We start from the raw sequence: 20,686 nt of genomic DNA on the forward strand, positions 1-20,686 counted from the left end.
CCTGAGGGACGCATAATGGGTGCACAACTCAGGGAGTACAAGCAGAAGATTTCTTCTGCTCAGACGACGAAGAAGATCACGAAGGCGATGGAACTCATCGCGGCTTCGCGGATCCAGAAGGCGATGGCGCGCGTGCGCGCGTCGTCGCCCTTCTCCCGCGCCGTGACGCGAGCCGTCTCCGCCGTTGCGACGCACACGGACATCGACCACCCGCTCACGCGGGAGCCGGAAACGGTCACCCGGTCGGCCGTCCTGCTGCTGACGAGCGACCGCGGTCTTGCCGGCGCGTTCAACTCGCAGGTCATCAAGGAAGCTCTCGAGCTCGCCGAACTGCTTCGTTCGGAGGGCAAGGAGGTCGTGTTCTACCTTTTCGGTCGCAAGGCCGTCGGCTACTTCCAGTTCCGCCAGATGGTGGCGGAGCAGGAGTGGACGGGCGAGGCGGACACGCCGACGTTCGAGACGGCGAAGGAGATCGCTGACGCGCTCCTCGCCGCCTACAACCTCGACGAGGCAGAGGGTGGCGTGAACGAGATTCACGTCGTCTACAACCGCTTCGTCAGCATGATGGTGCAGGAGGCCGAACAGGTCCGACTGCTCCCTCTCGAGGTTGTTGAGGCCGACCAGGCCGCGGACAACTCGACCAGCGAGGTCTACCCGCTGTACGAGTTCGAGCCCGAGCCCGCGAATGTTCTCGACGCGCTTTTGCCGGTGTACATCCAGAGCCGCATCTTCAACGCTCTCCTGCAGTCGGCCGCTGCCAAGCAGGCCGCCACGCAGAAGGCGATGAAGTCGGCCTCGGACAACGCCGACAAGCTCATCACCGATTACACGCGCCTGCGCAACAACGCGCGCCAGGCCGAGATCACGCAGCAGATCGCCGAGATCGTCGGCGGCGCGGACGCTCTGGCGTCCTAAGACCCTCAGAAAGAGACGAAAATCATGACCACCACGGTTGATTCAACCACCGCGGTCGTTGGGCGTGTAGCCCGCGTCACGGGTCCGGTTGTCGACGTCGAGTTCCCTCACGACGCGCTTCCGGAGATCTACAACGCTCTCAAGACCACGATCTCGACGGGCTCGACGTCCACCGAGATCACCCTTGAGGTCGCTCAGCACCTCGGCGACGACATGGTTCGCGCCATCTCGCTGAAGCCGACCGACGGCATGGTCCGCGGCCAGGAAGTTCGCGACACGGGCGCACCGATCTCGGTTCCCGTCGGCGACGTGACCAAGGGCAAGGTGTTCGACGTCACCGGTAACGCCCTGAACCTGGGCGAGGGCGAGACCCTCGAGGTGACCGAGCGCTGGCCCATCCACCGCAAGGCCCCGAACTTCGACCAGCTCGAGTCGAAGACCACCATGTTCGAGACCGGCATCAAGTCGATCGACCTGCTGACCCCCTACGTTCAGGGTGGAAAGATTGGTCTGTTCGGTGGTGCGGGTGTCGGTAAGACCGTCCTCATCCAGGAAATGATCCAGCGTGTTGCGCAGGACCACGGTGGCGTGTCGGTCTTCGCCGGTGTCGGTGAGCGTACCCGTGAGGGCAACGACCTCATCGGTGAGATGGAAGAGGCGGGCGTCTTCGACAAGACCGCACTTGTCTTCGGCCAGATGGACGAGCCGCCGGGAACGCGTCTTCGCGTGGCCCTGTCGGCGCTGACGATGGCGGAGTACTTCCGCGACGTGAAGAACCAGGACGTGCTGCTCTTCATCGACAACATCTTCCGCTTCACGCAGGCCGGTTCGGAGGTGTCGACCCTTCTGGGCCGCATGCCTTCCGCCGTGGGTTACCAGCCGAACCTCGCCGACGAGATGGGTGTGCTCCAGGAGCGCATCACCTCGACGCGCGGTCACTCGATCACCTCGATGCAGGCGATCTACGTGCCGGCCGATGACTACACCGACCCGGCCCCGGCCACGACGTTCGCGCACCTCGACGCGACGACCGAGCTGTCGCGTGAGATCGCGTCGCGCGGTCTGTACCCCGCGATCGACCCGCTGACCTCGACCAGCCGCATCATGGACCCCCGCTACTTGGGCGAGGACCACTACCGCGTCGCGACGAGCGTCAAGCAGGTTCTCCAGAAGAACAAGGAACTCCAGGAGATCATCGCCATCCTCGGTGTCGACGAGCTCTCGGAAGAGGACAAGATCGTCGTGTCGCGTGCGCGCCGCATCGAGCAGTTCCTCTCGCAGAACACCTACATGGCGAAGAAGTTCACCGGTGTTGAGGGTTCGACCGTTCCGCTCAAGGAGACCATCGAGTCGTTCGACGCGATCGTCAAGGGCGAGTTCGACCACGTTGCTGAGCAGGCGTTCTTCAACGTCGGTGGCATCGGCGACGTCGAGGCGAACTGGGCGAAGATCCAGAAGGAGAACGGCTGATCATGGCTCTCACCGTGAACCTTGTGTCGGCCGAGGCCGAGATCTGGTCGGGCGAGGCGAACCTCGTCGTTGCGAAGACTGTCGAGGGCGAGATCGGTTTCATGGCCGGTCACGAGCCCACGCTCGCGGTCCTCGCGAGCGGCCAGGTTCGCATCACGCAGGCCGACGGCACCAAGGTCGTGGCCGACGCGAGCGACGGGTTCATTTCGATGGAGATCGGCGACACGATCAACATCGTTGCGGGCCAGGCACAGCTGGTCGCCTGACGCATTAGCGGTTCGGGGCGGGAACCTTTTCGGGTTCCCGCCCCGTTCGTCGTTTCATCCCTGTTTTTCCGGAGGTTCTTCGTGCTTATCCTGCTCCCGCCGTCCGAGACCAAGCGGCCCGGCGGATCCGGTGACCCGCTGCGCGTCGGCGAGCTCGCGTTCGCGGGGCTCGCGCCCCAGCGCGCGGCCGCCGTCGGCGCGCTCGAGGAGCTCGCGAAGGATCCGGGGGAGATGGCGCGGGTGCTGAAGCTCTCGGCGCGGCAGCTGGGCGAGGTCGACACGAACGCCGCCGTGAGCGCGTCGCCGACGATGCCGGCGATCGATCGCTTCACGGGTGTGCTGTTCGACGCGCTCGACGCGCAGACCCTGGGCGCCGACGCGCGCGCCTGGATGGGCGAGCACGTTGCGATCCAGACCGCGCTCCTCGGCCCCGTCGGGGCGCTGGACCAGATCCCCGCCTTCCGATTCTCGGCAGGCCAGCGCCTGCCGGGCCTCGCGCCGCTCAAGCGCCACTGGGCGGAGGCGACGACGGCCGAGCTCGCCGGGCGCGGGCCCGTGCTCGATATGCGCTCGGAGGCATACCGGGCGCTCGGCCCCGTGCCGGCCGGTGCCGAACAGGCATACGTGCGCGTCGTAAACGGCGAGGGCCGCGCGCTCAACCACTTCAACAAGCAGACGAAGGGCGTGTTCGCCCGCGCCCTCGCGCTCGCGGGGGAGCGGTTCGCCTCGCTCGACGAGCTCGTCGACTGGGCCGATGGGGCGGGCTTTACCGTCTCGCGGGACGGCGACGAGATCGTGCTGGGCGAGGCCTCCTCGATCCCCGAGGCGAAAATCTTCGCGATCGAGCCCGCGGGTCGCTAGTCTGGGGGCATCCTGTACGTATGCCGGATTCGGCATCGACCTGAAGGAAGACATGTACGACCCCGATCCCTTTGCCGTGCTCGGCGCCTCATTCGGCGCCTTTATCGCAGGGCTGGCCGCGGTGCTCATCGTGCCGCTCCTCATTGCATACGTTCTGTTCTCGGTCTTCTACATGAAGCTGTTTGAAAAGGCCGGCGTCAACGACAAGTGGCGCGCGTGGATTCCCGTGTACCGCGAGATGATCTTCTTCAAGATCGGTGACATGAACCCGTGGCTCGTGCTGATCTTCGCGGTTGGCGGCGGCGTGCTGTCGATCATCTACATCGGTTCGCTGCTCCTCGCGGCCTTCACGATCTTCTGGGCCATGGCGGTCATCCGCATCAGCTTCAAGGCCAAGAACGAGGCCGCATGGGCGGCCCTCGCGCTCGGACTCCCGGGGCTTGGCAGCATCATCTGGCTCGGCATCATGGCGTTCTCGAAGGACCCGTGGCAGCCGCAGATCCCGCAGGCCAAGTGGGCGAACACCTTCCTCGGCGACAAGACCAACTGGCAGGGCGTGCCCTTCGGTGGCGTGCCCGCACCCGCATACGGTGGCGCGCAGCCCTACGGCTATGGCCAGCAGGCACCGGGCTACCCGGCGGCACCCGGTTACGCGGCCCCGGCCGCTCCGGCCGACTCGTACGGCGCCCCGCAGGGCTACGCCGCGCCCGCCGCGCCCTACGGTGAGACGCCGGCCGCGCCCGCTGCCCCGCAGGACTCGTACGTGACGCCCGACGCCCCGGCCGCGCCGGCGGATCCGTTCGCGGCGCCCGCCGCGCCCGAGGCGCCCGCGGCTCCCGCGGATCCGTTCGCGGCCCCCGCGGAGCCCGCCGCTGCGGAGCCCGCGGCCGAGGCGCCCGCGGATCCGTTCGTGGAGCTCACTGAGCCCACCGAGCCCGCCTCATCCGAGCCGAGCATCGACTTCGGTGAGCAGGCCTCGACGCCCGACGACGAGACCGATCCGCCCGCCGAACAGCGCTCCTGATGGATTCGGCATGGCCCCGTCCGTGCGGGCGGGGCCATGCCGTCATCCCGCGTAAACTGGAGTACACCTGCAGCGTCGCACGCGACGCCGCGAGACAAAGCCGGAAAGGCCATTCCCGTGTCTGACGAGCCCACCTACACACTGCCCGCGAGGCCCGACACCCACAGCCGCGATGCCGCGTTCGGCAACGGCAGTTCTTTGTCGCTTCGCTGGGCGGGCGCGACGGATCCCGGCCGCAAGCGCGAGAACAACCAGGACGCGTTCTACGCGGCCTACCCGCTGTTCATCGTCGCCGACGGCATGGGCGGCCACATCGGCGGCGAGATCGCGAGCCAGTCGGTCGTGACGCGCATGGGCGAGATGGCCGAGGCCGGCACGGTGTCGCCCGAGGGCATCTCGGAGGCGCTCGTGCGCGCGGTGCGCGACATCACCGAGCACCCCGAGGCGACCGACGAGGGCACGGGAACGACCCTGACGGGCATCTACATCGATAGCGATGACGACGCGCTGTCGGTCGTCGCGATGAACGTCGGCGACTCGCGGGTCTACCTGCAGCGCGGCGAGCAGCTCATGCAGGTAACGACCGATCACTCGCTCGTGCAGGAGCTCGTGGCGGCGGGCCGGCTCTCCGAAGAAGAGGCCGAGACGCACCCGTACAGCAACGTCATCACCCGCGCCGTGGGCCCGACCGAGCACGTCACGCCCGACTACGTGCGCATCGACGTGCAGGCGGGCGACCGCTACGTTATCTGCTCGGACGGGTTGACGAAGGAGCTCACCGACTACGGAATCCTCCACTTCCTGCACGACAACCCGGATCCGGCCGACGCGACGAACGCGATGATGATCGCGGCGCTCGAGAACGGCGGCCGCGACAACGTGTCGATCGTGATCGTCGACGTGCTCGAGGTCTCGGAACCGACCGCGTAACGATCCACAGCCCGCCGTGCGGGCGATCTCTCCACAATCGGCCCCTTCCCGCCTACGGGGAGGGGTCGAACGCTGTTGTATGGCGGCATGACCTTTGCACCCGCCGAAACCTCGGTGGCCCCGGCGACCCGCAGGCTGGCCCAGCCGCTCGAGCTTCCAGACCTTCCTGAGCCGCCGTCGCGGCGCCCATTCCCGCTCGTCGCCTCGATCGTGCCCGTCATCGGCGCCGTCGTCATGTGGCGGCTGACGGGGTCGATCTTCATGCTGTGGTTTGCGGCCCTCGGGCCGTTCATGGCGGTCGGATCCATGCTCGACAGCGCGCGCGGGGCGCGGCGCGATCGGCGGGTTGCCGAGCAGCGCCTCGACGAGGCCTGCGGGCGCATGCGCGCGGAGGTCGAGCGGCGGCACGACGAGGAGCGGGAGCTACGCCGGGCCGCGACGCCCGACGCCCACGGGGCCGCGACGCACGACGGCTGGCTGTGGCGCCGCCAGGGCGCGCTGGCGGTGGGCAGGGGCGACGCCGACAGCATCGTCGTCGTGACGGGCGGCGAGGGCGAGGGCGCCGAGCGCCTGCGGGCGGAGGCCGAGACGCTCGAGGCCGCGCCCGTGACGATCGCGTGGGAGCACGGGATCTGCGTGCGCGGCGACGGCATCGTGGGCCGGGCCGTCGTCCGCGCGCTCGTCGCCCAGCTGGTGCTGCGCCACCCGCCGACGGCCGTCGCGCTCGTGGGGCGGCCGCTCGGGGAGGACTGGGCCGACGGGATCCCGCACCTCCAGGGCGCGGGCGAGGGCGCGCGCCGCGTCGCGGTGCTCGAACCGGGCGAGGCCGTGCCGGACGGCGCGGAGACGGTCATCGCCCTCGTGGGCGCTCGCGACGCCGTGCCGCACGAGTGCGCGGCACTCATCGAGCTCGACGAGGGGCTCGTCGGCCGGCTCGTTGCCGATGGCGGCGACGTGGCGCTCGAGGCGGAGGCCATCTCTATTGGGCAGGCCAGGCGCGTCAGCGCGACCATGACGGGGCGCATCCGCCAGGCGCAGATCTCGCTTCCGGCGGGCCCCATCCCGTTCGCGCACGTGCGCGAGCGCGCGGGGAACGAGCGCGACATGGAGCGCCGCCCCGCGGGCCTTGCGGCCGCGATCGGGCTGGGCCTGCACTCGAGCGATGAGCCTGCGCCGCTCGTCGAGGTCGACATCGTCGCCGACGGTCCGCACGCCGTCGTCGTCGGCACGACGGGCGCGGGCAAGAGCGAGCTGCTGACGACGTGGATCTCGGCGCTCGCGGCCGCTCACTCGCCCTCCGAGCTGGTGTTCCTCCTCGGCGATTTCAAGGGCGGCACGGCCTTCGACCACCTGCGGTCCCTCCCGCACGTCACGGGCGTGCTGACCGACCTCGACGGCGTGGGCGCGCGGCGCGCGGTCGAGGGGCTGCGCGCCGAGATCCACCGGCGCGAGCGCGTGATCGCCGGCGCGGGTGCGCGCGACATCGCCGATCCCCGGGTGGGGCTGGCGCGCCTCGTGATCGTGATCGACGAGTTCGCGGCGCTGCTACAGGATCACCCCGATCTGCACGAGGTCTTTACCGACATCGCGGCGCGCGGCCGGGCGCTCGGGATGCACCTCGTGCTCGGCACGCAGCGCGCCTCGGGCATCCTGCGCGACGCCCTGCTCGCCAATAGTCCGCTGCGGATCGCGCTGCGGGTGGCGGAGGAGCGCGAGAGCTCGCAGCTCATCGGCGCGAAGTCGGCGGCGGAGGTCCCGGGCGACGCGGCGCACCGCGGCGTCGGTTACGTGCGGCGCGCGGGTGACGCGGGCCCGCAGCTCGCGCGCTTCGCGCTCGTCTCGCCGCCCGACGTCGCGGCGCTCGAGCACGCGCACGCGGGCGTGCGGCCGGCGCCGGGCCCGCTGCTGGATCCGCTGCCCGAGGTGTGGAGTCCCCAGGCCGTCACCGACGTCACGGGCGCGCTCGTGTGCGGGCTTGCCGACGAGCCGGAGGCGCAGCGGCAGACGCCCGTGACGCTCGCGCCGGGGACCGACCGCGGCTTTTTCGTCATCGGCGGCGCCGGCAGCGGGAAGACGAGCTTCGCGCGATGGGTCGCCGAGGCGGGCGTTGCGGGCGGCTACCGCGTCGTGCACGTGCCGCGCGACAGCGAGGGCGCGTGGGACGCGCTCGAGCGGGCCGAACAGGATCCGCCGGAGCTGTTTGTCGTCGACGACGCCGACGCCCTCATCGCGCGCTTCCCGAGCGAGTACGGCCAGGCGGCGGGGGAGAGGCTCGAGCAGATCGTGCGCGACGCCGGCTCGACCGGCACGACCGTCGTGCTGACGGCCGCGCGGATGACCGGCGCGATCTCGAAGATCGCCGACGTGCTGCCGCGCCGGGTCGTGCTGGCGCTGCCCGCCGTGCACGATCACACCGCCGTGGGGGCTGATCGCGAGCTCTACGACGCACGCCGCAGGCCGGGCCGCGCCGTGGTCGACGGGCACGAGGCGCAGCTCGCGATGCCCGAGCCGGCGCCGCAGCAGGCAGAGGATCCGGATCCGGTGCGGTGGCGGCCGGTCGCGCCGCTGACGGGCTTCGTGATCCGGGCGGCCGCGCGCCGGGCCGAGGCGCTTCGCGCGGCCTGGGGCGACGCCGTGCGGGTCATGCTCGTCGACGAGATGCCGCCGGGGCCGCTGCCCGAGACGGGCGGGGTGCCGCTCGCGATCGTCGGCGACGCCGACGCGTGGCAGCGGCAATACGTCACCCTGCAGGCGGTGCGGGTGTCGGGCGACATGGTCGTCGGATCCGATTGCGCGACCGAGCTGCGCACCCTCGTCGGCGAGCGCGAGCTCCCGCCGTACGCGCGTCCCCGCGCTGCGCGGGCGTGGCACGTCGGCGGGGGATTACCGCCGCGGCGGGTGGTGCTGCCGTGAACGGACGTTTACGTGATCAGACGGTCGCCCGGATGACGCCGACGGTGCGGCCGCCGCCCGTGATGCGCAGGTTCGGGCGCTCGGCCGCAGCCGCGGCGACCTCCTTGACCGAGACCGCGCCCGTGCGCGCGAGCAGGGCGAGGGCCACGAGCGACGCGGCGCGGTTCGAACCGTCGAGCATCTTGACGGCGACGGTCGTGCCGTCCTGCGCCACGATGGTCTGCACGCCCTCGGCGCCCTTCTTCGAGAAGACGCCGAAGCGCTCGATCGTGAGCGTGTCGTCGCCGCCGGGGCCCTCGATCGCCCAGGCGTTCTCGCGGGCCGCGCGCAGCAGCTGCGCGGCGACGCGGTAGAGGGCGAAGGGCGAGCTCTCGGCCGAGGTGCCGGCGCGGTTCAGGCCGCGGGCGAGCGAGAGCAGGCTCATGGCGTGCACGGGCGCGCCGCAGCCGTCGGTGACCGAGGCGGCGATCTTCATGCCCGTGAGGCGCTCGACGACCTCGCGCGTGTGCACCTGCAGCGGGTGCTCAGGGTGCAGGTAGGTCTCGAGGTCCCAGCCGTTCGCGCGGCAGGCCGTCAGCATGGCTGCGTGCTTGCCCGAGCAGTTGTGGTGCAGCGGCGACTTCTCGGCGTGGTCGATCATGAGTGCGCGGCGCGCCTCGACGTTCGCGGGCCACGCGGGCGGGCAGCGCAGCGCGTCCTCCGTGAGCCCGACGTCGGCGAGCATCGCGCGCACGAGCTCGGCGTGCCGCGCCGTGCCGTCGTGGCTCGCCGTCGAGATCGCGAGGCGCTCGCCCGTCAGGGTCGCGCCGGCCGTGACGCTCGCGATCGCCTGCAGCGGCTTGAGCGACGAGCGGGGCAGGATCAGCGCGTGGGGATCCCCGTGCGAGATCAGCGTCTCGCCGTCGGGCGAGAGCACGATCGCGGATCCGATGTGACGGGATTCGACGAACCCGCCGCGCTCGACGACAGCGAGCTCGGCGGCGGCGGATGCGGGGAAGGTTTCTGCGATGGCCACGACTCCAGCCTAGACTCGCCGCATGAGCACTCACGGATACACACTCACCTCGACCTGGACGGGAAACCAGGGCACCGGCACGAGCGGGTACCGCGATTACACGCGCGACGTGAGGCTGAGTACCGAGGGGCGCCCCGATATCGAGGCCTCGGCCGACGTACCGTTCCGGGGCGACCCGGTGAAGTGGAACCCCGAGCTGCTGCTGCTCGCCTCAGCCAGCGAGTGCCACATGCTGTCCTACTTCCACGCCTGCGTTCTGCGCGGCGTTGTCGTGACGAGCTACGTCGACGAGGCGACCGCCGAGATCGAGGTCGTCGGCAACGGCGGGCGCTTCACGGGCGCGACGCTACACCCGCGCGTCGAGGTCGCCGACGAGTCGATGATCGACGAGGCCATCGCGGCGCACGAGGAGGCGCACGAGTGGTGCTTCATCTCGAACAGCCTGAACTTCGAGGTCGAGATCGAGCCCGTGGTTACTTGCGCTCGTGCGGAAGGGCGCGCTTGATCTTCTCGACGGCGCCCTGAGGGGGCAGCTCGTTGTAGACGCCGGCGAGCTCCTGGCCCGAGAGGGCGTGGATCGCCGCCATGATCTCGTCGGTCGCGAGGCGCCGCGCCTTGCCGCTCGTGGCCGCGCCGTGGCGCGTGAGGTCGAGGGGCTCGCCGAACTTCACGACGACCCGCTCCTTGAGCGAGGGAAGCTTCGCACCGACGGGCATGACCTTGTCGGTGCCGATGAGGCCGATGGGCACGACGGGCGCGCCGGACTCGAGCGCGAGGTAGGCGATGCCGGTGCGGCCCTTATAGAGGCGTCCGTCGCGCGAGCGCGTGCCCTCGGGGTGCAGGGCGATCGCGGCGCCCGAGGCGAGGATCTCCTTCTGCTGGTCGAGGGCGTCCATGGCGGCCTGGCCCACGCCGCGCTCGACGGGCGTCGCGCCGACGGCGGTGAAGAAGACGCGCGAGAACCAGCCCTTGATGCCCTTGCCGGTGAAGTACTCGGACTTGGCGAGGAAGTGCACGGGGCGGGGAGCGGCGGCGATCGGGATGACGATCGAGTCGATGAACGACAGGTGGTTGCTCGCGAAGATCACCGCGCCCTCTTTGGGGATGAGGTCCTTGCCCTCGACCCGGGGGCGATAGACGATGCGCGCGATGGGGGCGAGCACGTTGCGGCCGAAGGTATATACCCAACTGGGCGTGCGGGGGCTCTCTTCACGCGATTCGGTCATCCTGCCAGGATACGGCGCGTATATGCCGGTACGGGAATCAGCTTTCTCCCGGGAAGAGTCCCGGATCCGGCCGCGAATGTGAGCGCACATAGCCGAATGCGGCAAAATGGGCACGCCAGTCAACGAAAATCGAGGTTTTCATCGTGCGCCTTCGCCCCATCGCGGCCCTGTCCGCCTCCGCCATTGTCGCCCTCGCGCTCGCGGGTTGCGGCTCCACCTCCGACGGTGATGCCGACGCGACCGCGACGCCGTCCGCGACCGACGCCGCCGCGAACGTCGAGATGTGCGACGCCGGCGAAGAGTCCGGCCAGGCGATCGATTGCGTCGACGTCTCCGGCGATTTCGGATCCGAGGCGACCGTATCGTTCGAGGCGCCCCTCGGGATCCCCGACATCTCCAGCTCTGTGATCAGCGAGGGCGACGGCGACAAGATCGCCGCGGGCGACTACGTCACCTACGCCGCGACGATGTACGACGCCGAGACGGGCGACGAGCTCGGCTCGGAGGGCTACGAGGAGTTCTCGACCCTGCCGCTCGGCATCATCGAGGGCAGCTACCTCGACGCCTTCATCGACGTGCCGCTCGGCTCACGCATGGCCTTCACGATCCCCGAGCAGACCTCGACCTCGGGCCAGACCGTCTCGGCCGCCGTTGCGGTCATCGACGTGTTCGAGACGACGCCCACCGCGGCATGGGGCGAGGACGTCGAGCCCGAGGACGGCTTCCCGACCGTCAAGATCGGCGACGACGGCACCCCGACCGTCACGGTCTCGGACGACGTGAAGGTCGGCGACACGACCTCGATCGAGGTGCTCAAGCAGGGCGACGGCGAGACCGTCGCCGAGGGCGACCAGGTCTTCGTGCAGTACCTGGGCGTGAAGGTCTCGGACGGCGAGGAGTTCGACTCGAGCTGGAGCCGCGGCACCCCGACGTCGTTCCCGACGACCGGCGTGATCGAGGGCTTCTCGAAGGCCCTCGTCGGCCAGAAGGTCGGCTCGCAGGTCGTCGCCGTCATCCCGAAGGCCGAGGCCTACGGCACCGAGGGCAGCACGAGCGAGCTCGCCGACGAAGACCTCATCTTCGTCGTCGACATCCTCGGCACCGCGCACACCGCGACGAGCTGAGCCGCCATGCGTAGGGTCATCGTCCTCGGATCCAGCGGATCCATCGGCACGCAGGCGCTCGACGTGATCCGGGCGAACCCCGAGCTCTTCGAGCTCGTCGGGCTCGCGACCGGATCGCAGGAGCGCGTGCTGCGCGAGCAGGCCGCCGAGTTCGGCGTCGCACACACGGCGCTCGGCTCGGAGGAGGCCGCGCAGCTCGTGCGCGACGTCGACGCCGACGTGGTGCTCAACGGCATCACCGGATCCGTGGGCCTTGGCCCGACCCTCGCGGCCCTCGAGGCGGGGCGCACGCTCGCCCTCGCCAACAAGGAATCCCTCATCGTCGGCGGCCCGCTCGTGAAGCGGGCCGCCGCGCCCGGGCAGATTGTCCCCGTCGACTCGGAACACTCCGCGATCGCGCAGGCGCTGCGCGGCGGATCCGCCGACGAGGTTCGCCGCCTCGTCGTCACCGCCTCGGGCGGGCCGTTCCGCGGCCGCACGCGCGCGTCGCTCGCGGACGTCACGCCGGCCGAGGCGCTCAACCATCCCACGTGGGACATGGGGCGGGTCGTCACGACCAACTCGGCGACGCTCGTGAACAAGGGCCTCGAGGTCATCGAGGCGCACCTGCTCTTCGACGTGCCCTTCGAGAAGATTGACGTGGCGGTGCACCCGCAGTCGATCGTGCACTCGATGGTCGAGTTCGTCGACGGGTCGACGATCGCGCAGGCCTCGCCGCCCGACATGCGGCTGCCCATCGCCCTCGGCATGGCGTGGCCGCGCCGCGTGCCAGGGGTCGGGGCGCCCATCGACTGGACGACCGCCGCGAGCTGGACCTTCGAGCCGCTCGACGAGACCGCCTTCCCGGCCGTCGCCCTCGCGAAGCGGGTCGGATCCGCCGGATCCACGTACCCGGCCGTCTACAACGCCGCCAACGAGCAGTCGGTCGATGCCTTCCACGAGGGGCGCCTGCCGTTCCTCGGCATCGTCGACACCATCGCCGAGGTGGTGGAGCGCCACGAACCCCCGGCCGAGCTGACCCTCGAGTCGCTCGCCGAGGCCGAGGCCTGGGCCCGCCGCACCGCCGACCAGCTCATCGGCTAGACCCACTCTCCCTCCGCCCCCGTACACAACGACGCAAATTTTCTGCCGAGGTGCCGATTTGTCCCACTTTTCGGGTGGTCCAGCCAAAAATTTGCGTCGTTATGTACGGGGCACCATTCAGCCGATCTCGGAACGGGGCGTGAGACGATGACAGGCGTGATCGACACGCCTCGCATCCGCCGCACACCACCCGTGATGCTGCGCCCCGAGCGGCCCACCACCAGCCGCCTCACTGACCTTGCCGCCCTGACGGGCGGATCCGCTTCGGACGAGGCGGAGGTGACGGGCGTCACCGTGTCGTCGAACGACCTCGCACCCGGCGACATGTTCGTCGCCATCCGCGGCGTCAACCGGCACGGCGCCGAGTTCGCCGAGACCGCCGCCGCGAACGGGGCATCCGCGATCCTCACCGACGCCGAGGGCGCCGCGATCGCGGCCCCGTCGGGCCTCCCGGCACTCGTCGTCGAGGATCCGCGGGGCGCGCTCGCCGCCGTCGCACAGGCCGTCTACCGCACCGACGTCGAGCGCCCGCTGCTGCTCGCCACGACGGGTACCAACGGCAAGACGAGCGTCACCCACCTGCTCGAGGGCATGCTCACCCAGATCGGCGTCGTCGCCGGGGCCTCGACCTCCGCCGAGCGCGTCGTCGCGGGCGAGCGCGTCGTCGCCGGCCTCACGAGCCCCGAGGCGAGCGAGCTGCACGCCCTCATCGCGCGCATGCGCGAGAAGAACGTCGAGGCCTTTGCCGTCGAGGTCAGCGCCCAGGCCGTCACCCGTCACCGCGTCGACGGTGTCGTGTGGGACGTCATGGGATTCACGAACCTCACGCACGACCACCTCGACGACTACGGCGACATGGAGACCTACTACCAGGCGAAGGCTCCGCTCTTCCACGCCGACCGCAGCCGCCGCGGTGTCGTGTCGTTCGACTCCGAGCCTGGGCTGCGCATCGCAGCCGAGGCCGACATCCCCGTGACGACGATAGCGACCCGCGGCATCGCCACGGAGGAGGCCTACGCCGCGGCCGACTGGCACGTCGAGGTCACCTCGGAGGCGCAGGCTGGCACCGGATTCCGTCTGACCGGCCCCGCCGGATCCCTCGAGACCGTCGTGCCCGTCATCGGCGCGCACATGGCCGCGAACGCGGGCCTCGGCATCGTCATGATGCTCGAGGCGGGATACGACTGGCAGCGGATCCGCGCGGCGCTCGCCGACGGGATCCGCGCCTGGGTGCCCGGCCGCACCCAGCTGGTTTCCGGATCCGCCGGCCCGGCCGTCTACGTCGATTTCGGTCACACGCCCGACGCGTTCGTGAAGACGCTCGCGGCCGTGCGCCGCGTCACGCCCGGCAAGGTCATCATGCTCTTCGGCGCCGACGGCGACCGCGACGCGACCAAGCGCTACGACATGTCGCGCACGGCGGTGGAGGGATCCGACATCCTCGTCATCACCGACCACCATCCGCGCTTCGAGAACGCCGAGTCGATCCGCCGCACGCTGGTCGAGGCCGCTCGCGACGTGGATCCGGCGCACGAGCTCTACGAGGTGTCTCCGCCCGAGGCCGCCATCGTGACGGCCGTCTCGCTCGCGGGCGACGGCGACGCGATCGTCTGGTGCGGCCCCGGCCACCAAAACTACCGCGACATCGAGGGCACCCAGTGGTCGTACTCGGCCCGTGAGCTCTCGCGCCGCGCCCTCATCGCCGCGGGTTACGACGCCCCCGAGCGCGTCTGGCCGAACCCCTACGGCGACTGATGACCGTCATTCTCTTCGTCGTCGGCGTGCTCGTCATGCTGATCGGGCTCGGCCTGTCGATCGCCCTGCACGAGCTCGGACACATCGTGCCCGCGAAGCTCTTCGGGGTGCACGTGGGCCAGTACATGATCGGCTTTGGGCCGCGCCTGTGGTCGAAGAAGATCGGCGAGACGGAGTACGGGTTCCGGGCGCTGCCGCTCGGCGGGTTCATCTCGATCGCGGGCATGTACCCTCCCGGAACAGGCAAGAAGCCGCGCCTTTTCGCGACGCTCGTGCAGGACGCTCGCGAGCAGAACGACGAGACGATCGAGGCCGCGGGCGGACGCACGCTCTATAGCCAGTCGACGTGGAAGCGCGTCGTCGTGATGCTCGGCGGACCGTTCATGAACTTCGTGCTCGCGATCGTCGCGTTCACGGTGCTGCTGAGCGGCATCGGCATCACGCAGGCAACCGCGACGGTCGCGAGCGTGTCGGAGTGCGTGCTGCCCGCCGGATCCACGCAGACGACCTGCGCGCAGGGCGACACCCCCACGCCCGCGGCGGAGTCGGGGCTGCTTCCGGGCGACACCATCACCGCCATCGACGGCGTCGAGGTCGCGAACTTCGACGAGGCCTCGGCCATCGTGCGCACGCACGCCGACCAGACGCTCGACGTCGAGATCCTGCGCGACGGATCCGCGCAGACGCTGCAGATCACGCCGATCCTCGCGTCGAACACGTACACCGACGACTCGGGCGAGCTCGTCACCGACGAGGTCGGATTCGTCGGCTTCAGCCCCGTCTACGACCGCGTGCGGCAGCCGCTGTGGGCCGGAACGGAAGAGGCCATCGACAGCGTCGGCTCGGTCGCGAACGTCATCGTGCACCTGCCGGTGAAGCTCTACGACATCGCCGTCGACCTCGTCACGGGTGCCGACCGCGATCCCGACGGGCCGATCAGCGTCATCGGCGTCGGCCGCATCGCGGGCGAGATCGCCTCGACGCCGGCCCCGATCCTCGACCGAGTGGCCGTGCTCGTGAACCTCATCGCGGCGCTCAACATCGCGCTGATGGTGTTCAATCTGATTCCGCTGCTGCCGCTCGACGGCGGCCACGTCGTCATCGCGCTCTGGGATGGCATCAAGCGCCTCTTCGCGCGCATTGCGGGGCGCCCCGAGCCCGCACCGGCCGACGCCACGCGCCTCGTGCCGCTCACCCTCGTGATGGTCGTGCTCATGGTCGGCATGAGCGCGTTGCTCTTCGCTGCCGACATCTTCAACCCTGTCGACCTCTTCGGCGGCTAACGAGTCTCTTTTCCGCGGGCCCCATTCCCGCGAGATCGCACTCTTTTCGCGAGATCGCACTGAAATGGGTGAGACCTCGCGAAAAAGGTGAGACCTCGCGAGGGAGTGACTTTGGTAGGTGCCACCCGATTCCGCGAGGTCTCACTCTTTTGTTGAGATCTCACTGAATTGGGTGAGACCTCGCGAGATGGGTGAGATCTCGCGGGGAGGGGCCGGGGCGAAGCCCCGGGCCCGGTGGGGTTACGGGTGGAGGAGGATCTTGCCGATGCGGCCCTTGCGGTTGTGGGCCGCGACGGCGTCCGCGATGTCGGCGAAGGCGAAGGATCCGTCGACGGGCAGCGTGATCGCGCCCGTCGCGACCTTCGTCAGGATCTCGCCGAACAGCGCCGTGCGCTCCTCGGCGCTGAGTGCGGGCATGACCTTGGATCCCCAGAAGCCATCGATCGTGATGCCGCGGAAGATGACGTCGTTCATCGACCCCTCGAAGTTCCACGATCCCATGCCGCCGAAGAGGCTGAGGCGCGCGCCGTCGGCGAGCACAGAGAGCAGGTCGCCGGTCGCGGATCCGCCGACCGAGTCGACGCCGCGCACGATCGGGGCGCCGCCCGTCAGCTCGACGACGCGGTCGCGCCAGTCGGCCTGGTCGGTCGCGACGATGCCGGTGATGCCGGATCCGGTGAGCTCGGCGATCGCGTCGGTGCGGCGCACGAGGCCCACGACGTTGATGCCGCGGCTCTTCGCGAACTGCGCGACGAGGCGGCCGACGGCGCCGCCGGCGGCGTTCTGGATGATCCAATCGCCCTCGTCCACGCCGAGGGTGTTGAGCAGCGCGAGCGCGCTCGCGGGCATCGAGACGAGCTGGGCGGCCGAATCGTCCGAGATCGCGTCGGGCACGGGGATGAGGGCCGCGGCCCGAATGACAAACTTCTCGGCCCAGACGCCGAAGGTGTTGCCGACGACGCGCTGGCCGACGGCGACGTTCGTGACGCCCTCGCCGACGGCGATGACGGTTCCGGTCGCCTCGGTGCCGGAACGGGCGGGTAACTCGGGCTTGAAGCCGTAGTCACCCGAGACGGTCAGCAGGTCGTGATTGTGGATCGCAGAAGAGGTCATCTGGACGACGGCCTCGCCGGGGCCGGCGACGGGATCCGGAACCTCCTCGACCTTGAGGGCGGAGGCGGGTTCAGCGAAAGTGTGATGGATCAATGCACGCATACGGGGTGTAGCGCCCGCCCGGCGCCACTCATTCCTGCACGAAGCTGTGAGGGTCGCCAGAAAATGCCGCTCGGAGGCGGCATTTTTTGGCGACCCAACAGTTAGCCGAGGCGCTTCATCGCCAGCTGCGCGGCGAGGCGGCCCGGCATGCCAGTCACGCCAGGGCCCGGAACCGTCGAGGCCGAGCAGAGGAAGATCCCGGGGTCGCTCGTCTCGGCCGGGTTGAGGCTCAGCCGCGGGCGCGCGATGAGCTGGAACAGGTCGGGCACGCCGCCGTCGATCGCACCGCCCACGAGGTTCGCGTTGCGGGCCTCGAGCGCGCGCGGATCCGTGACGTGCCGGGCGAGGATCCGGTCGCGGAAGCCAGGGGCGAACTTCTCGATCCGCGCCTCGATCGCGTCGGTGATGTCGCCGTCGAATCCGAACGGCACGTGCGCGTAGCCGCCGAACGCGCTCTTGCCCTCGGGCGCGCGCGACGGATCCAGCTTCGACGCCTGCGAGAGCAGCAGGAACGGCTCGTCGGGCATGCGGCCCTTCGCGACGAGGCGCTCGGCCTCGATGACCTGCTCGGCGGGGCCGCCGAGGTGCACGAAGCCGGCGTCGCGGAGCTCCTCGTCGACCCACGGCACCTCGCCGTCGAGCGCCCAGTCGACCTTGTAGGCGGCGGATCCGTACCGCATCCGGTGCAGGGAGTTCGCGTAGGAGGCGCTGAACCGGTGGCCGGCAATCTTCAGCGCATCGCGCGGGGAGGTGTCGAGGAGGACGGCGCGGGCGCGGGGGAGATCCTCGATCCGGGCCACGCGGGTGCCCGTGATGATCTCGCCGCCGAGGGAGGTGAGGCGTGCGATTAGGGCATCGGCGATCGACCGCGTGCCACCGACGGCGACGGGCCAGCCGACGCCGTGGGCGAAGGCGCCGAGCGCGACGCCCACGAGCGCCGTCGCGGGCTGGCGCAGGTCGACGATCGAGTGCGCTGCGAGGCCCGACAGCACGGCGCGGCTGCGCTCGTCGCGCAGGAGCTTCAGGAGCCACGGCGTCGGCCAGACGCTCGCGGCTCCGAGGGCGATGAGGTCGGGCGTCGGGCGCAGGGGGTTGCCGATCGCGCGGCCGAGCTGCTTCCACCGGTCGCCGAAGGTGCCCATGACGGCGCGCCAGAGCTTCTCATCGGATCCGAAACCTGCGGCCGTCTCGGCGGCGCTGCGCCGCAGGTAGCCGGTCTCGCCGGGGCGGATGGGGTGGGCGAGCGGGATGTCGTTCTGCGCGAAGGCGAGGCCCTCGCGCTCGAGGCCGAGCTCGCGGAATGCGGGCGACGACAGCGCCATCGGGTGGTTCGAGGCGCAGCAGTCGTGGAGAAATCCGGGGAGGGTGACCTCCTCGCTGCGGAGGCCGCCGCCCGGGGTGTCCTGCGCCTCGTAGATGACGACTCGCCATCCCGCCTCGGCGAGGGTCACGGCGGCCACGAGCCCGTTGGGCCCGGAGCCGACGATCACGGCGTCGACATCGTATGCGCTCATAACCCCAGCCTAGGGCGCGCCGAGCGCACAAGGTTTACGCGAACGGATACGAAATAACGTAGGCGTTCGCGTAAACCTTGTTCTTTCGGCGGGGTGAGGCGGCGCCGGGCGCCGCGGCGCTACGCCAGCGCGTGCGTGACGAGGCGCTCGAGCGTGCGGATGCCGTCGCGCGACAGGATCGACTCGAGGTGGCCCTGCACGCTCGCGAAGCCCTTGCCGCGGAGCGCGTACACGTCGCCGTCGGTGCTCGCCGCGATCTCGACCTCGCCCGCGTCGCACCGGCTGGTGCTGGGCGTGAGCTTCGCGACCCCGGGCAGCACGCGCGCCGTGAATGTGTTGTAGAAACCGATGGCGGCGGGCTCACCGAACACGTCGACCGTCAGCTGCAGGCCCTGGTGCGGCGACGCGAGCGGCGCGATCGACAGCCCGAGGGCTGTCGCGAGCACCTGGTGGCTCAGGCACACCGCGATTAGCGGGCTGTGCGCGGCGAGGCGGCGCGAGACGACGTCGCGCAGGCGGGCGACGCGGGGGCTGTCGCCGTCGAGCGGATCCCCGGGGCCGGGGCCCGAGACGACGAGCTCGGCCGCGTCGATCTGCGCGTCGGTGACGGTCGACCAGTGCTCGATGTCGACCTCGAGGCCGAGGTGGCGCAGCTGATGCGCGAGCATCGTCGTGAAGCGGTCCTCCGCGTCGACGACGAGGGCGCGGTGGCCCGAGAGGGGCGCGGCGGCGGATCCGGACTGGTCTTCCATCCAGAACGGGGCGAGGCGCGAGTTGCGGGAGGCGAGGAGCTCGGCGATCTCCGGATCCTCGGACAGGCGGCGCGGCTCGGATCCGGGGGCGTCCTCGTCGACCGTCGTCGCCTGGCGCGGGATCGCGCCGATCGCGCCGAGCACGCCGGCGGCCTTGCCGTGGGTCTCGGCGACCTCGCCGTACGGGTCGCTGTGGCGCACGAGCGTCGCGCCGGCCGGCACACGCAGCTGGCCCTGTTCGATGTAGGCGGTGCGAATAAGGATCGGCGCGTCGAGGTCGTGGCCCGATACGGTGGGCGTGAACAGGGCGGCGACGCCCGAGTAGTAGCCGCGCGGCGTCGTCTCGTGGCGGCGGATCACGGTGCAGGCGTTCTGCATCGGCGAGCCCGTGACGGTCGGGGCGAACATCGTCTCGCGGAGGATGTCGCGCGGATCCATCTGCGAGCGGCCGCGGAGCACGTATTCCGTGTGCGTGAGGCGCGACATCTCCTTGAGGTGCGGGCCCGTGATGCGGCCGCCGTCGCTGCAGACGGCGCTCATCATCTTGAGCTCCTCGTCGACGACCATGAACAGCTCCTCGGTCTCCTTCGTGTCGCGAAGGAAGGCGCTGAGCGTCTCGACGGTCGCGCCACCGGCGGGGTGGCGGAAGGTGCCCGAGATCGGGTTCATCTCGACGACGCGGGCGGCGGATCCGTCGCTCTTCGCCGTCACGTGCGCCTCGGGGCTCGCGCCCACGGCGATGTGGTCGGGGGTGACGATCGCGAAGGTCCAGTACGCACCGCGCTCGTGCTCGAGCAAGGCGCGGAACCACGTGAGGGCGGCGATCCGCGGATCCGCGTCGACGTTCGCGCGGTAGTCGCGGCGGATCACGAAGTTGGCGCCCTCGCCGCGGCCGATCTCGTCGCGGATCACGGTGCGCACGATCGCGGCGTAGCTCTCGTCGTCGATGTCGAAGCCCGCGTCCGTCAGCGGCACCTGCGCCGTCGGCAGCTCGGCGAGCACATCGGCCGACGGGATCCGGTCGTGGTTTTCGACGACGAGGCAGCGCAGCGGCGCGCCGTCATCGTGCGCCTCGAAGCCGCGCTCGGCGACCTGCCGGTACGGCACCATCGCGAGAACCTCCTGCGCGGATCCGTCGGCGGCCGTCAGGGGGATGTCGGCCAGCTTGTCGACGTCGACGATGGGGCCGGTCAGCACCTCGACGGTCTCGGCGCCGTCGCGCGCTATGAGGGCGAACGAGCGGGAGGGATCCGCCGCGAGCGCGGAGATGAGGGATACGGGGGTCTCAGCCAAGGGGGTCTCTCTATCTATCTGGGGCGGAGGCCGCGCATAAAACGAAA

Annotated in this window: 17 protein-coding genes; 12 read left to right on the forward strand and 5 right to left on the reverse strand. The window is 70.2% G+C overall.

Going from position 1 to position 20,686, the window contains the following annotated elements; all coding sequences use genetic code 11:
- The first annotated feature begins 15 nt into the window (after positions 1 to 15).
- From DTO57_RS12335 to DTO57_RS12365, 7 genes are all read left to right on the forward strand, one after another.
- Positions 16 to 915, forward strand: coding sequence for a F0F1 ATP synthase subunit gamma (locus DTO57_RS12335; protein ID WP_114118532.1), 900 nt, complete (start codon positions 16 to 18; stop codon positions 913 to 915).
- Positions 916 to 939: 24 nt separating this feature from the next.
- Entirely contained in the window at positions 940 to 2,385 is a 1,446-nt protein-coding gene (gene atpD / locus DTO57_RS12340; RefSeq protein ID WP_114118533.1) for a F0F1 ATP synthase subunit beta, read from the forward strand.
- 2 nt (positions 2,386 to 2,387) lie between these two features.
- Positions 2,388 to 2,651, forward strand: a complete 264-nt coding sequence (locus DTO57_RS12345; RefSeq protein ID WP_114118534.1) for a F0F1 ATP synthase subunit epsilon — start codon at positions 2,388 to 2,390, stop codon at positions 2,649 to 2,651.
- An 81-nt stretch (positions 2,652 to 2,732) separates the two neighbouring features.
- Positions 2,733 to 3,512 carry a YaaA family protein gene (locus tag DTO57_RS12350; RefSeq protein WP_114118535.1) on the forward strand — a complete coding sequence of 260 codons (780 nt, stop codon included), beginning with the start codon at positions 2,733 to 2,735 and terminating at the stop codon, positions 3,510 to 3,512.
- Positions 3,513 to 3,564: 52 nt separating this feature from the next.
- Entirely contained in the window at positions 3,565 to 4,536 is a 972-nt protein-coding gene (locus DTO57_RS12355; RefSeq protein WP_114118536.1) for a hypothetical protein, read from the forward strand.
- Between the two features lie 117 nt (positions 4,537 to 4,653).
- Positions 4,654 to 5,466: a PP2C family protein-serine/threonine phosphatase gene (locus DTO57_RS12360; RefSeq protein WP_373285674.1), complete on the forward strand. Its 813-nt coding sequence runs from the start codon at positions 4,654 to 4,656 to the stop codon at positions 5,464 to 5,466.
- Positions 5,467 to 5,553: 87 nt separating this feature from the next.
- The gene (locus DTO57_RS12365; protein ID WP_114118538.1) at positions 5,554 to 8,379 is read left to right on the forward strand and encodes an FtsK/SpoIIIE domain-containing protein; all 2,826 of its coding nucleotides are present in this window, start codon (positions 5,554 to 5,556) and stop codon (positions 8,377 to 8,379) included.
- A gap of 16 nt (positions 8,380 to 8,395) precedes the next feature.
- Here DTO57_RS12365 and DTO57_RS12370 read toward each other — a convergent pair whose 3' ends face one another.
- Positions 8,396 to 9,388: an asparaginase gene (locus DTO57_RS12370; protein WP_114118683.1), complete on the reverse strand. Its 993-nt coding sequence runs from the start codon at positions 9,386 to 9,388 to the stop codon at positions 8,396 to 8,398.
- 28 nt (positions 9,389 to 9,416) lie between these two features.
- Here DTO57_RS12370 and DTO57_RS12375 point away from each other — a divergent pair, with 28 nt between their 5' ends.
- On the forward strand, positions 9,417 to 9,899 hold the full coding sequence (locus DTO57_RS12375) for an OsmC family protein (RefSeq protein WP_114118539.1): 483 nt from the start codon (positions 9,417 to 9,419) through the stop codon (positions 9,897 to 9,899).
- Here the strand turns inward: DTO57_RS12375 and DTO57_RS12380 are convergent.
- Positions 9,868 to 10,620 (reverse strand): lysophospholipid acyltransferase family protein, encoded by a 753-nt coding sequence (locus DTO57_RS12380; protein WP_114118540.1) that lies wholly within the window; start codon positions 10,618 to 10,620, stop codon positions 9,868 to 9,870. The two genes, DTO57_RS12375 and DTO57_RS12380, sit on opposite strands and share 32 nt — an antisense overlap.
- Positions 10,621 to 10,763: 143 nt before the next feature.
- Here DTO57_RS12380 and DTO57_RS12385 point away from each other — a divergent pair, with 143 nt between their 5' ends.
- The 4 genes from DTO57_RS12385 to DTO57_RS12400 all read left to right on the forward strand — a co-directional run bounded on the left by DTO57_RS12385 (position 10,764) and on the right by DTO57_RS12400 (position 15,865).
- Positions 10,764 to 11,744 (forward strand): FKBP-type peptidyl-prolyl cis-trans isomerase, encoded by a 981-nt coding sequence (locus tag DTO57_RS12385; protein WP_114118541.1) that lies wholly within the window; start codon positions 10,764 to 10,766, stop codon positions 11,742 to 11,744.
- Positions 11,745 to 11,750: 6 nt separating this feature from the next.
- Positions 11,751 to 12,827: a 1-deoxy-D-xylulose-5-phosphate reductoisomerase gene (gene dxr, locus DTO57_RS12390; RefSeq protein ID WP_114118542.1), complete on the forward strand. Its 1,077-nt coding sequence runs from the start codon at positions 11,751 to 11,753 to the stop codon at positions 12,825 to 12,827.
- A gap of 195 nt (positions 12,828 to 13,022) precedes the next feature.
- Entirely contained in the window at positions 13,023 to 14,582 is a 1,560-nt protein-coding gene (locus tag DTO57_RS12395; protein WP_114118684.1) for a Mur ligase family protein, read from the forward strand.
- A complete protein-coding gene (locus DTO57_RS12400) occupies positions 14,582 to 15,865 on the forward strand; it encodes a M50 family metallopeptidase (RefSeq protein WP_114118543.1) in 1,284 nt (427 codons plus the stop codon). The genes DTO57_RS12395 and DTO57_RS12400 overlap by 1 nt, the downstream gene beginning before the upstream one ends.
- 240 nt (positions 15,866 to 16,105) lie before the next feature.
- Here DTO57_RS12400 and DTO57_RS12405 read toward each other — a convergent pair whose 3' ends face one another.
- The 3 genes from DTO57_RS12405 to DTO57_RS12415 all read right to left on the reverse strand — a co-directional run bounded on the left by DTO57_RS12405 (position 16,106) and on the right by DTO57_RS12415 (position 20,639).
- Positions 16,106 to 17,080 (reverse strand): zinc-binding dehydrogenase, encoded by a 975-nt coding sequence (locus DTO57_RS12405; RefSeq protein WP_114118544.1) that lies wholly within the window; start codon positions 17,078 to 17,080, stop codon positions 16,106 to 16,108.
- Positions 17,081 to 17,181: 101 nt separating this feature from the next.
- Positions 17,182 to 18,594: a phytoene desaturase family protein gene (locus DTO57_RS12410; RefSeq protein ID WP_114118545.1), complete on the reverse strand. Its 1,413-nt coding sequence runs from the start codon at positions 18,592 to 18,594 to the stop codon at positions 17,182 to 17,184.
- Between the two features lie 119 nt (positions 18,595 to 18,713).
- On the reverse strand, positions 18,714 to 20,639 hold the full coding sequence (locus DTO57_RS12415; RefSeq protein ID WP_114118546.1) for an anthranilate synthase family protein: 1,926 nt from the start codon (positions 20,637 to 20,639) through the stop codon (positions 18,714 to 18,716).
- Positions 20,640 to 20,686: the final 47 nt, after the last annotated feature.

Origin of the sequence: Microbacterium sorbitolivorans (assembly GCF_003327285.1) — a bacterium.
In the GTDB taxonomy this organism is placed as follows: domain Bacteria; phylum Actinomycetota; class Actinomycetes; order Actinomycetales; family Microbacteriaceae; genus Microbacterium; species Microbacterium sorbitolivorans.

Bases quoted from the DNA above. Each gene is read 5' to 3' on its own strand.
- DTO57_RS12355 (WP_114118536.1), top strand. From the start codon at position 3,565: ATGTACGACCCCGATCCCTTTGCCGTGCTCGGCGCCTCATTCGGCGCC.
- DTO57_RS12335 (WP_114118532.1), top strand. From the start codon at position 16: ATGGGTGCACAACTCAGGGAGTACAAGCAGAAGATTTCTTCTGCTCAG.
- DTO57_RS12400 (WP_114118543.1), top strand. From the start codon at position 14,582: ATGACCGTCATTCTCTTCGTCGTCGGCGTGCTCGTCATGCTGATCGGG.
- DTO57_RS12345 (WP_114118534.1), top strand. From the start codon at position 2,388: ATGGCTCTCACCGTGAACCTTGTGTCGGCCGAGGCCGAGATCTGGTCG.
- dxr (WP_114118542.1), top strand. From the start codon at position 11,751: ATGCGTAGGGTCATCGTCCTCGGATCCAGCGGATCCATCGGCACGCAG.
- DTO57_RS12380 (WP_114118540.1), bottom strand. From the start codon at position 10,620: ATGACCGAATCGCGTGAAGAGAGCCCCCGCACGCCCAGTTGGGTATAT.
- DTO57_RS12375 (WP_114118539.1), top strand. From the start codon at position 9,417: ATGAGCACTCACGGATACACACTCACCTCGACCTGGACGGGAAACCAG.
- DTO57_RS12410 (WP_114118545.1), bottom strand. From the start codon at position 18,594: ATGAGCGCATACGATGTCGACGCCGTGATCGTCGGCTCCGGGCCCAAC.
- DTO57_RS12395 (WP_114118684.1), top strand. From the start codon at position 13,023: ATGCTGCGCCCCGAGCGGCCCACCACCAGCCGCCTCACTGACCTTGCC.
- atpD (WP_114118533.1), top strand. From the start codon at position 940: ATGACCACCACGGTTGATTCAACCACCGCGGTCGTTGGGCGTGTAGCC.
- DTO57_RS12405 (WP_114118544.1), bottom strand. From the start codon at position 17,080: ATGCGTGCATTGATCCATCACACTTTCGCTGAACCCGCCTCCGCCCTC.
- DTO57_RS12365 (WP_114118538.1), top strand. From the start codon at position 5,554: ATGACCTTTGCACCCGCCGAAACCTCGGTGGCCCCGGCGACCCGCAGG.